The organism is Candidatus Eremiobacteraceae bacterium, from assembly GCA_035710745.1.
Taxonomy (GTDB): domain Bacteria; phylum Vulcanimicrobiota; class Vulcanimicrobiia; order Eremiobacterales; family Eremiobacteraceae; genus JANWLL01.
Genome location: DASTCX010000015.1, coordinates 52660 through 62902 on the forward strand (window position 1 = coordinate 52660; position 10243 = coordinate 62902).

Annotated in this window: 11 protein-coding genes; 2 read left to right on the forward strand and 9 right to left on the reverse strand. The window is 64.4% G+C overall.

What is annotated here, in order from left to right; all coding sequences use genetic code 11:
* Nucleotides 1-49: 49 nt before the first annotated feature.
* The 9 genes from scpB to VFO25_05720 form a co-directional block, all read right to left on the reverse strand.
* Nucleotides 50-733 (reverse strand): SMC-Scp complex subunit ScpB, encoded by a 684-nt coding sequence (gene scpB / locus VFO25_05680; protein HET9342382.1) that lies wholly within the window; start codon nt 731-733, stop codon nt 50-52.
* Complete coding sequence (locus VFO25_05685) at nt 711-1442, reverse strand: segregation/condensation protein A (GenBank protein ID HET9342383.1); 732 nt, start codon at nt 1440-1442, stop codon at nt 711-713. Before VFO25_05685 ends, scpB begins: the two co-directional genes overlap by 23 nt.
* Nucleotides 1443-1505: 63 nt before the next feature.
* On the reverse strand, nt 1506-2528 hold the full coding sequence (locus tag VFO25_05690) for a DUF3048 domain-containing protein (GenBank protein ID HET9342384.1): 1023 nt from the start codon (nt 2526-2528) through the stop codon (nt 1506-1508).
* Between the two features lie 17 nt (nt 2529-2545).
* On the reverse strand, nt 2546-3040 hold the full coding sequence (locus VFO25_05695; protein HET9342385.1) for an NUDIX hydrolase: 495 nt from the start codon (nt 3038-3040) through the stop codon (nt 2546-2548).
* Complete coding sequence (gcvPB, locus tag VFO25_05700) at nt 3033-4499, reverse strand: aminomethyl-transferring glycine dehydrogenase subunit GcvPB (GenBank protein HET9342386.1); 1467 nt, start codon at nt 4497-4499, stop codon at nt 3033-3035. The genes VFO25_05695 and gcvPB overlap by 8 nt, the downstream gene beginning before the upstream one ends.
* Entirely contained in the window at nt 4480-5829 is a 1350-nt protein-coding gene (gcvPA, locus tag VFO25_05705) for an aminomethyl-transferring glycine dehydrogenase subunit GcvPA (GenBank protein ID HET9342387.1), read from the reverse strand. Before gcvPA ends, gcvPB begins: the two co-directional genes overlap by 20 nt.
* A gap of 7 nt (nt 5830-5836) precedes the next feature.
* Nucleotides 5837-6226 carry a glycine cleavage system protein GcvH gene (gcvH, locus tag VFO25_05710; protein HET9342388.1) on the reverse strand — a complete coding sequence of 130 codons (390 nt, stop codon included), beginning with the start codon at nt 6224-6226 and terminating at the stop codon, nt 5837-5839.
* A 25-nt stretch (nt 6227-6251) separates the two neighbouring features.
* Nucleotides 6252-7358 (reverse strand): glycine cleavage system aminomethyltransferase GcvT, encoded by a 1107-nt coding sequence (gcvT, locus tag VFO25_05715; GenBank protein ID HET9342389.1) that lies wholly within the window; start codon nt 7356-7358, stop codon nt 6252-6254.
* A gap of 44 nt (nt 7359-7402) precedes the next feature.
* Nucleotides 7403-7987: a LuxR C-terminal-related transcriptional regulator gene (locus tag VFO25_05720; GenBank protein HET9342390.1), complete on the reverse strand. Its 585-nt coding sequence runs from the start codon at nt 7985-7987 to the stop codon at nt 7403-7405.
* Between the two features lie 359 nt (nt 7988-8346).
* On the opposite strand from VFO25_05720, the gene VFO25_05725 reads away from it, so the two are divergent.
* Together VFO25_05725 and VFO25_05730 are read left to right on the forward strand one after the other, a co-directional pair.
* Nucleotides 8347-8979 carry a response regulator transcription factor gene (locus VFO25_05725; GenBank protein HET9342391.1) on the forward strand — a complete coding sequence of 211 codons (633 nt, stop codon included), beginning with the start codon at nt 8347-8349 and terminating at the stop codon, nt 8977-8979.
* A gap of 336 nt (nt 8980-9315) precedes the next feature.
* Nucleotides 9316-9975 (forward strand): response regulator transcription factor, encoded by a 660-nt coding sequence (locus VFO25_05730; protein ID HET9342392.1) that lies wholly within the window; start codon nt 9316-9318, stop codon nt 9973-9975.
* Nucleotides 9976-10243: the final 268 nt, after the last annotated feature.

The following is a 10243-nucleotide window of genomic DNA, read 5'->3' on the forward strand; positions in this document are numbered from 1 at the left end:
TCGATCTTCGGTCGAGCTAAGGCTCGACCGCTACAAAGTGAGCGCTTGGCTAGGCGGGTTCGCGCATCGTGCGCTCGAGCTCGTCGGAGACGCTGTGCGTCAGCTTCGCATCGCCGTGCGCCGCGATCTCGTCTTCGTGACCCTCGACCGATTCGTGTATCTGATCCATCGCGGCCATCCGTCCTTCGCCCAGCGGCAGGGCGATGACGCGCCCCTCGACACGTTTGGGCGCGCCTTCGGGAGGCGGCGGCAGCTCGTCGAGCGAGCGCAGACCGAACGCTTCGAGGAAGTACTCGGTCGTGCCGTAGATGATCGGCCGCCCGACGACCTCCTTGCGGCCGAGCTCTTTGACGAATCGGCGCTGCTCGAGCGTCATCATGACGCCGTCGACGTTGACGCCGCGGATGCTCTCGATCTCCGCCCGCGTCACCGGCTGCAGGTACGCGACGATCGCGAGCGTCTCCATCGACGCGGGCGACATATGCGTCTTCGGCGGCAACAGGAAGCGCTCGATGTCGTCGCGGCAATCGGGATTGCTCGTGAGCCTAAAGCCGCCGCCGACTTCGCGCAACGCGAGCCCGCTATCGGCGCGCGCCTTCCGCAACTGCTCGATCGCGTCGCGGATCTCGGGCGCTTCGGCGCCGGTGACGGCGCATAGGTCTTTTTCGCTCACCGGTTCCGACGCGACGAAGAGGATCGACTCGACGCGGCTACGCAGAGTGGGCGAGGCCACTTGTCGCTCCCTTTGGCGCCGGCGCGAACGATATGTCGTCGAAGAGCTTGCGCTGCGAATAGACGATCTTGCGCGCGCGGATGAGCTCGAGTACCGCGAGGAACGTGACGACGATCTCGAGCTTCTCACATCCCGCGATGAGCTCGCCGAACGTGATCTCCGGCTGCTCTCGCACTTGCCGGAGCACGTAGTTCATCTTGACGACGACCGAGAACGCTTCGCGCTTGACGACGGCCGGTCGAGCTTCCGCGTTCGCGAGCACGCGCGCGAACGCTTCGGCGAGCGTCTTCGCATCGAGGACGAAACGCTGGACGATGCCTTCTTCGGGCGCCGGCGGCCGCGGATAGTACGAAGCGTTCTCTTCGTAGCGCTCCTTCAGGTCGGCGCCGGCTATCTTGAATTGCTTGTACTGGAGCAGCCGCTGCCGCAGGGCTTCTTCGGCCGCCAATGCCTCTTGAGCGAGCTCGTCGACGAACGGCGGCGGAGGCGGCGGGAGCAGTTTCTTCGATTTGATGAAGACGAGCGTCGCCGCGATGACGAGGTATTCGCTCGCGATCTCGACGTCGAGCGCTTCCATGAGCGCGATGTAGCCCAAATACTGCTCGCAGACCGACGCGAGGCTGACGGTCGTGATGTCGAGGTCGGCGGAGACGACGAGTTGGAGCAGAAGGTCGAGGGGACCGGCGAAGACGTCGAGTTGGACGAGCAACGGAGGCTTGCCGGTTTCGGGGGGCGCCTGAATATCGAGCGCTATCTTGGTCGGCTCCTCACGTTAGTATTGCCACGTCTTCTTCCCGACGGTCACACTCCCACCCTGCGGAATGATCTCGATGTAGATCTGCCCCGGCTCGAGCGGGATGTCATGCCGATCGGCGTCGACGATGCGCGGAAATTCCGTCGGGCCGTCCGCCACCCACGTGCCTTCGCTGACGACGCCGTCGCGGACGAGCACTGCCGGGAACTCGCCGTAGACGTCCATCTTCAGATCGCCTTGATCGTCGAGGACGGTCGCGGGAATCCAAACGGCGATGACGTCGGAGATGCGATACGGAGTTGGATCGCCGAGGTCGTGCTGGACCACGCCGCCGATCGTCCGCTCGTACGCGCCTTTGCTGAAGACGTAGCGCACCGAATAGTGCATCCAAAAGTCGACCGTGATCCCCGGCGCTGTCAGCACGCGAGGCGCGTCCGAAAACGTGAAGCCGGATTCGCCGTACGGCATGTCGGGCCAGCCGTGGTTGGGACCATCTTCGCGGATGCGCGCGATCGAGGTGTAGAGGTTGTGCGGCATCTCGCGGCTGTCGTCGCGCCAGAACGCCTCCTCGGCGATCAATATCTCTTCCATGTCGGCGAAACCGCTCGCCCGCAGCTCGCGCAGCGGCTCCCAGACGTCATCGTTCTCGCCGGCGTGCGCGAGGTACGGCTGATACGGCCGCGCCAAGTCGACGAAATAGAGCCGCGTCGATCGCACCGGCCCGATCTTCGGCGGCGCGTTCTCCAAAAAGAGCGCCATGTAGCGCGTTATCCCGCCTTCCGCCTCGACCTCGTAGACGATGTCCGCACCGCGCAGACCGCTCTGCGGCCGAGTCTTGTGCGGGTAGTTGTCGATCATGACCGCCGTGATGCGATGCATCGTCGACAGCGGGAGAACGGACAGACCGTTGAGCGGGCTTGAGACGTGGAGCGGCGTCGGCGAAACGGTCGGCGTCGGCACGGGTGCGGGTGCTTGGCGCACGCAACCGCCGAAAGCGACCGCGATAGCGGCGGCGATATAAGCGAGACGGCAGCGTAGCACGCGATCGGTCGAAGCGTTCAGGACGAGAACCCCAACCCTTCCGGACCACGCTCCGTGACGATTCCTTGCGCCATCGTCGCGAGCCGGCGTTCGTTGAGATGCGTGAGGACGTCGAGCAGCTCTTCGAGCGGCACCCACGCGACTTCGTCGACCTCTCCCGCCTGCGGCTTCGGCATCCCGCGCAGATAGCGCATGAGGAAGAAATGGACGACTTTGCTGTGCTTGATCTTGTCGCTGTAGAACCAGTATCGGATATCCGATAGCTTCTCGATGATGACCGCCTCGATCGCGGTCTCTTCTTGGACCTCGCGGACGGCGGCGGTCTCGATCGTCTCGGTCGGCTCTACGTGACCCTTCGGAAACGACCAGATGCGCGGGCTCGACCGCCCGATGATGAGTCCTTCGAATGCGCCGTTACGGCGCTTGAGGACAAGACCGCCCGCCGACCGCTCGTGCTTGACCCGGCGCGGACGGCGAGCCGAGCCGCCATCGTGGCGAGGCGGCTTATCCACCCGGCGTCCAGCGCAATCCGATGCCCTTGTTCGCAAGCCGTCCGACCTGCGCTTCATCGACGCGTCGCACGGCCGTGTTGCGCGGCAGTTCGCGCATCGAATCCGGGTCAGCGTGCGCTTGCGAGACGAGGCCGCGCAAGACCTCGACGAACTCGTCGAGCGTCTCCTTCGTTTCGGTCTCGGTCGGTTCGATCATCAGGCACTCGGGCACGACGTGCGGCCAGTACATCGTCGGCGCGTGGATGCCGGCGTCGAGCAGACCTTTCGCGATGTCGAGGGCACGCACGCCGGTCGACTTCTTGAGCTCCTCGGCCGAACAGACGAATTCGTGGCGACAGCGATCGGCGTACGGCAGCGTGAGCAGATCTTTGACGCGTTCGCGCACGTAGTTGGCGTTGAGGACCGCGAGCTGGCTGTTACGGCGCAGGCCGTCGAGCCCGTGCACCGCGATGTACGCGTACGCGCGGACGAGCGCGATGAAGTGCGATGCGAAGACGCGCACGGGTCCGATCGAGTTCGGCGCGGCTGAATCGAGCGCGAACTCGGCGCCCTTGCCGTCGTTGTCGCGCTTGACGACTCTCGGCACCGGCAGATACGGAGCAAGGCGCGCCGACGCGCCGACCGGCCCTGCGCCTGGACCACCGCCGCCGTGCGGCACCGAGAACGTCTTGTGCAGGTTGAGATGCATGAGGTCGAATCCCATATCGCCGGGCCGGCACAGCCCCACGATCGCGTTCGCGTTCGCGCCGTCGTAGTACATGAGCCCGCCCGCGTCGTGGACGGCTTTCGTCATCTCGACGATGTCGTCTTCGAACAGGCCGAGCGTGTTCGGATTCGTCATCATGCACACGGCGACCGTATCGTCGAGCACCGCGCGAAGCGCGGCGAGATCGGTGCGGCCGTGCGGCGTCGACGGAACGGAGACGACCTTGTAGCCGACCATCGCCGCGCTCGCGGGGTTCGTGCCGTGCGCGGTGTCGGGGACGATGCACGTCGCGCGTTTGTGATCGCCGCGATCGCGATGATACTTCTTCGCCATGAGCATCGCGGTGAGCTCGCCATGCGCGCCGGCGCAGGGCATGAGCGAAAACGCTTCCATGCCGAAGAGGCTCGACAGCGTGCGCTCGAGCCGCCACATCATCTGGAGCGCGCCCTGCGCGCAACCGTCGTCGACGAGCGGATGGAGGTCGGCGAAGCCGGAGAAGGCGGAGACCGCTTCGTTGAGCTTCGGATTGTATTTCATCGTGCACGAACCGAGCGGATAGAAGTTCGTGTCGACGGAGAAATTCCGGTGCGAGAGCGCGACGAAATGGCGTGTCACTTCGAACTCGGCGAGATCAGGAAGCGGCAAGTCCTTGCGCAGCAGCGACGCGTCGAGATAGTCCGCCGGCGTGCCGGCGTCGTCGACGAACGAGCTGCCTCGCCCGGGCTCGCCTTGTTCAAACAGCAGCGACGGCATGTTCCATCACTTCTTTGAGGCGCGCTGCGAAGCGTGCGATCCCCTCTATCGACGTCGTCTCCGTCGCACAGACGAGCAGATCATTTTCGTCGCCGGATCCGAGACGCGAGAGCGGCAGCCCCGCGACGATGTCGTGCGGCTTCAACGCGTCGACGGCGCGACTGGCCGCTACCGGCAGTCTGACGGCGAACTCGTTGAAGAACGGCGCGTCGAAACGCGCGGTCACCCCGTCGAGCGACAACAGCGCCTTGCGAAGATCGCGAGCGCGAGCCATGTTCGCCGCCGCGATCGAGCGCAGCCCGTGCGCGCCGACCGTCGCGAGGTAGATCGTCGCGAAGAGCGCGCAGAGCGCTTGATTCGTGCATATATTGGAAGAGGCGAGTTCGCGCCGGATGTGCTGCTCGCGCCCCTGCAGCGTCAAGACGTATGCTTTGCGGCCGTCGACGTCGTGCGTCTCGCCGACGAGCCGGCCCGGCAATCTTCGAACGTGCTCTTTCGTCGTCGCGACGAAGCCGACGTACGGGCCGCCGTAGCCGACGGGCAAGCCGAACGACTGCGCCTCGCCGACGGCGATGTCAGCGCCGCACTCCCCCGGGGTCTTGAGCGCGCCAAGCGACATCGCTTCGACGATCACCTCGACGCAAAGCGCCTTGGCGGCGTGCGCGGCTTTCGCGCATGCGGCGACGTCCTCGATGCAGCCGTAGAAGTTCGGGCTTTGCACGACGAACGCGGCCGCGCCGTCCATCGACGCGGGGATATCTGTCGTGCCGTTAGAGAGCAGCGGTGCGTCGACGATCTCGATGCCCATGCCGTCCGCATACGTCTTCAACACCGCGCGATAGCCGGGATGGAGCGCCGCGCTCACGACGACGCGTTTCGATCCGGTCGCTTGCGACGCCATGATGACGCCTTCGACGAGCGCGGTCGAGCCATCGTACACCGACGCGTTGCTGACGTCGAGCCCGGTGAGCAAGCAGACGTACGTCTGCCACTCGAAGATGGCCTGAAGACTTCCCTGACTCGCCTCGGCTTGGTACGGCGTGTACGCAGTGATGAATTCGCTGCGCGTCGCGAGATACGGCACCGCGGGCGGCTGGTAGTGGCGGTATGCGCCGGCACCGAGGAACGAGGCGTCTACGTCGCCCGGCTGGTTCTTGCGCGAGAGCTCGCGCAGATGCTGGTAGGCGACGGACTCGGGCATCGCCGGCGGCACGTCGAGATCGCCCGCGATGGCAAGTCCGCGCGGCGGCGCGGCAAGCGCGTCGAGCGACGTGACGCCGATGACGTCGAGCATCTCGCGGACGTCGTGTTCCGTGTGCGGTGCGTACATCGGGCTGTTAGTGAGACTCCGCCTGGACGACGACGTCGTACGCGGCCGCATCGAGCAACTGCTTCGATTGGCCGGCGTCGGCGACGTCGATCTTGACGAGCCAGCCGTCGCCGAACGGATCGCCGTTCACCTTCGCCGGATCGTCGACGACCGATGAATTCACCTCGGTGACCGTGCCTGATATCGGTGCGAAGATGTCGGAGACCGCTTTCACCGACTCGACGACGCCGATCGGCTTACCCTGTTCGAGGCTCGCGCCGATCTTAGGAAGCTCGACGTAGACGATATCGCCGAGCGCATTCTGGGCGTGCTCGGTGATGCCGATGAGGGCGCGTGCGCCGTCGATCTTCACCCACTCGTGCTCTTTCGTGTAGAACCTGTCGGTAGGCTGTGCCAAAAAGATCGTTCTCCCGTCGCGGCCTTCAGCGCGACCGCTTATAGAATGGCAATGTGACGACGTGCGCCGGGTGCCGCTGACCCCGGATCTCGACCTCGATCTCCGTGCCGGGCGCGGCGGCGTCGCTGCTGACGAGCGCAGTCGCGATATTCTTGCCGCCGAGCGCCGGAGCGGGCGATCCGCTGCGTATCTCGCCGGCGGCGATATCGCCTACGAATACTTGATACCCCGCTCGAGCCGGCGCGCGCCCGTCCATGATGAGGCCCGCGATCCGGTCGTAGCCGCCGCGGCTTCGTTGATCGACGAGCGCTTGCTTTCCGACGAAGCCGGGTTTGTCGAGCTTGACCGCCCAATCGAGACCGGCTTGCAGTGGTGTGATCGTCTCATCGAGCTCGTGGCCGTATAGCGGCATCCCGGCCTCGAGCCGCAGCACGTCGCGCGCGCCGAGGCCGGCGGGGCGCAGTCCGACCCTCGGCCCTTCGGCCGTCAGCTTATCCCAAAGCCGCTCGGCGTCGCTCGCGGCGATGAAGAGCTCGAAGCCGTCCTCGCCCGTATAGCCCGTCCGCGCGATCTCGGCCTTGACTCCGTCGACGACACCGTCGACGGCGTGGTAGTACTTGATCGACTTCAGATCGACCGACGTCAACGGCTGGAGCAGCTCGATGCTCCGCGGACCTTGGAGCGCGATGAGCGCCGAGCGCGCGGTTCGATCGTCGATCGAGATGCCGTTCGGCTTGCCGGCGCCGCCGTTCAGCCACGCCCACATCTTCGCCGAGTTCGACGCGTTGACGACGACGAGCCAGTGCGAAGGCAAGCGGTAGATGATGGTGTCGTCGAGCGCTCCGCCCGAATCGTTCGTGAAGACGTTGTAGCGGGCCTGACCCGGACGCATCGTCGCGACTTCGTTGACGGTGAGCGTGTCGAGCCATTCGGGAACGCCCTCGCCGGTCAAGACGAACTGCCCCATGTGGCTGAGATCGAACATGCCGACGGCCGTGCGCACCGCTCGGTGTTCGTCGATGATGCCGCTGTATTGGATGGGCATAAGAAAGCCCCCGAAGGGGGACATCTTGGCGCCTAGGCGGACGTGCGTTCCGTATAACGCGGTCCGTTCTTCGGTGGCGTTCGTCACTTTGCGGATTTCGGCGAGAGCCTAAGTGCGTCCTAGCCTTGGAGTCAGCTGTCTCGCCAGCCGAGGATCTTCGCGGCGAGCGCCGTCCTACTCTTGACGCCGATCTTCGCGAACACGCGCTTGAGGTGGTCTTCGATCGTGTACTCGGTGAGGACGAGCTGGTCCGCGATGCGCCGATTCGAATAGCCGTAGAGGACGAGCATGACGACGTCGCACTCGCGCGGCGACAGCGCGAACTTCTCGATGTTCGCCGCGACCGCATCGCGTCGCTGTACGCGTTCGAGGACGAGCAAGAGATGGCGCCCGCGAGGACCGGAGATGTGGCACGCCCGCACGCAAAGATCGACGGTGAGCAGCGCGGCCGCGGTCGTATCGTGGCGATCGCGAAGACGCGCGCGCAGTTGCGGCAGCAGGCCGGCGAGGACGCGCGGGATCTGTCTCGGCTCCAGGTCGTCGTCGGCGTGCGCCGCGACTTCGCGGAGCATCTCCGACGAGCGTCCGTTCGCGAGGATCAGCGCATCGCCGTCGTCGAGGATCATGATGCCGGGCATCTGTCGGCTTTGCGCGTGGCCGAGCAGCGCCGATTCGATCGGTTCGGTGTTCAAGCTGTCTTCCGGGTCAGCGTTCAAGCTCGTTACCCGTCACTCGTCAACCGTCATATGAAGTCCTTGGAATGGGCTCTTCGAGGCGATACCCCTCGGAGACCGGCCCTATGAGGTCTAGAGGTCCTGGTACGGGGACTCAAATTTATATGGGACTTTCCCTGATTCCCGGGGTTTAGTGGGGCGAGGTACCTATGGTATAACTCATGCACTGGACCGACCGGCATCGCTAAGACCGGGGCAATTGGGACCAATACCTTAACGCCCCGCTTCCCTCGCGTTCACCGGCCCATAAGACGGATTCGGCACAGTAGAGTGGGGAACATTTCGGGCTCGCTCTTCGCTTTGCGTCTCGGGCGGCCCCCACGGAGGACCGGTAAGTCAGGATGGAACGAGTGCGCATAGCTGTCATTGAGCAACAGGCCCTTTTCCGCAAATCCCTGTGCCAGTTACTCGCCAAGGACGAGCGCTTCAACGTCATCCCCGAGTGCATCGAGCAAGGTGACGTCGCGCGCATCGCCGGCACGAAACCCGATCTCGTGCTCTTCGACGTCGACTTCCACAAAGGCGATCCCGTCGACGCCGTCAAGTTCTTGCGCGAGGCGCATCCGAGCGTCAAGATCTGCCTGCTTTCCATGCACGCGCAGCAAGATCTGCTCGCGCGCAGCCTCATCTTCGGCGTCGAGGGCTACGTCATCAAAGACATCGGCCCGTCGGATCTGACCCGCGCATTGCTCATGATCCACTCGGGTGACGTCTATGTCGATCCCCGTCTGGCGGGCAACATGCTGCGTCGCTTGAGCACGCGCCGCTATCGCAGCGACCCGACGGAACTTTCCGAGCGCGAGACGGACGTCATCCGGCTCATCGCCCTCGGCCTCTCGAACAAGCAGATCTCGGAGAAGCTGTTCTTGAGCGAGAAGACGGTCAAGAACCACATCAGCCGGATCTTCTCGAAGCTCAACGTGACGGCACGCACGCAAGCTGCCATCCACGCGATCAAGAACGGCATCGTCTAACCCGATCCGTCGAAGATCCCTCGCACCGCCGCTCTTAATGGAGCGGCGGTTCGCGTTTTCCCCGTTATGCACAGCGTTGAGTGGGCCCGTTGGATAGTCCCAGGGAGCGAGCGCTAAGTTACGCCTCGATAAGTCCCAGTAGAAATGGCCCCATTCCGGCCACTTGGGGCCAAAGTCTGCCGGGGAAATAAGTCCCGCGGCGTATCGACCCGCGGGTCGGAAGCGTGGTAAGGTGATGGGCAGGGGTCGAGGCTTCACAGCCGGTGAGATCGACCACGGTCGGATTTGACGACCGGCGCATGACGGACAGCATGGTGGGGCGGCATGGCGAAAGCGATGAGAATCGCGGTCATCGTCCAGCAGGGTGTGTTCCGCGCATCTCTGTGCGCGGCGTTAGAGCATTTTCCTGATATCGACGTGTTCGGCGTACCGACCATTCCCGAGCACTCATTTCCGGTCGAACCCGATCTCGCTATCATCGATCTCGACTTCCAGCCCGACAATCATCGAGAGCTGCTTCGCCGGCTGCTGACGATCGCGCCGAACACGAAGACGTGCATCATCGCCTTTCGCGCGGTACCTGCGACCGTGCGTCAGTGCCTGAGCCTCGGCGCGAGCGGCTTCCTGTTGAAGGAATGCACGCTCGAGGAGCTCTACCGCGCGGCGCGCACCGTCGTCGCCGGCGAGATCGCCGTCGATCCGCGGCTCGCGGGCTCGCTGCTCAAGGGCGTCGACGCCGAACGCACGGTCGGCAAGAATCCCGCACTGTCGGAGCGCGAGATCGAGGTCATCCGCCTCATCGCGCTCGGGCTCACGAATCGCCAGATCGCGAATCAGCTGAAGCTCAGCGAAAAGACGATCAAGAACCACGTCTCGCACATCTTCCGCAAGCTCAAGATCACCGCGCGCACGCAAGCCGCGATCCATGCGATCTCGAACAACATGCTGCGCGCGACCGATCGACCCGAGGTCCCGACCCCGACCAACCCGCTCTAGTCGTAAGAAAAGGGAGCGGTCGAGATTCATCTCGACCGCCGCGGCCTCACCCTAAGAAAGGGAGCGGTCGACCCTTACGGTCGACCGCCGCGGACTTTCACTAGCAAGGTCGTCTCCGGTCGAACTAAAGTGTAGGGTCTACACAGCTACGCTACACTTTGCGAGCCTGCGCGAGCTTGTGCAGGGGTGCCTTCCCGTTGAGCGCTTTGTGCGGTCGCTGGGTGTTGTAGAAGTTCGCGAAGTTGTAGATGATCGTCTCGCGCGCCTG

Excerpts from the sequence above, each read along its gene's own strand:
- gcvPB (HET9342386.1), bottom strand. The coding sequence starts at position 4,499 with ATGCCGTCGCTGCTGTTTGAACAAGGCGAGCCCGGGCGAGGCAGCTCG.
- gcvPA (HET9342387.1), bottom strand. The coding sequence starts at position 5,829 with ATGTACGCACCGCACACGGAACACGACGTCCGCGAGATGCTCGACGTC.
- VFO25_05725 (HET9342391.1), top strand. The coding sequence starts at position 8,347 with ATGGAACGAGTGCGCATAGCTGTCATTGAGCAACAGGCCCTTTTCCGC.
- VFO25_05730 (HET9342392.1), top strand. The coding sequence starts at position 9,316 with ATGAGAATCGCGGTCATCGTCCAGCAGGGTGTGTTCCGCGCATCTCTG.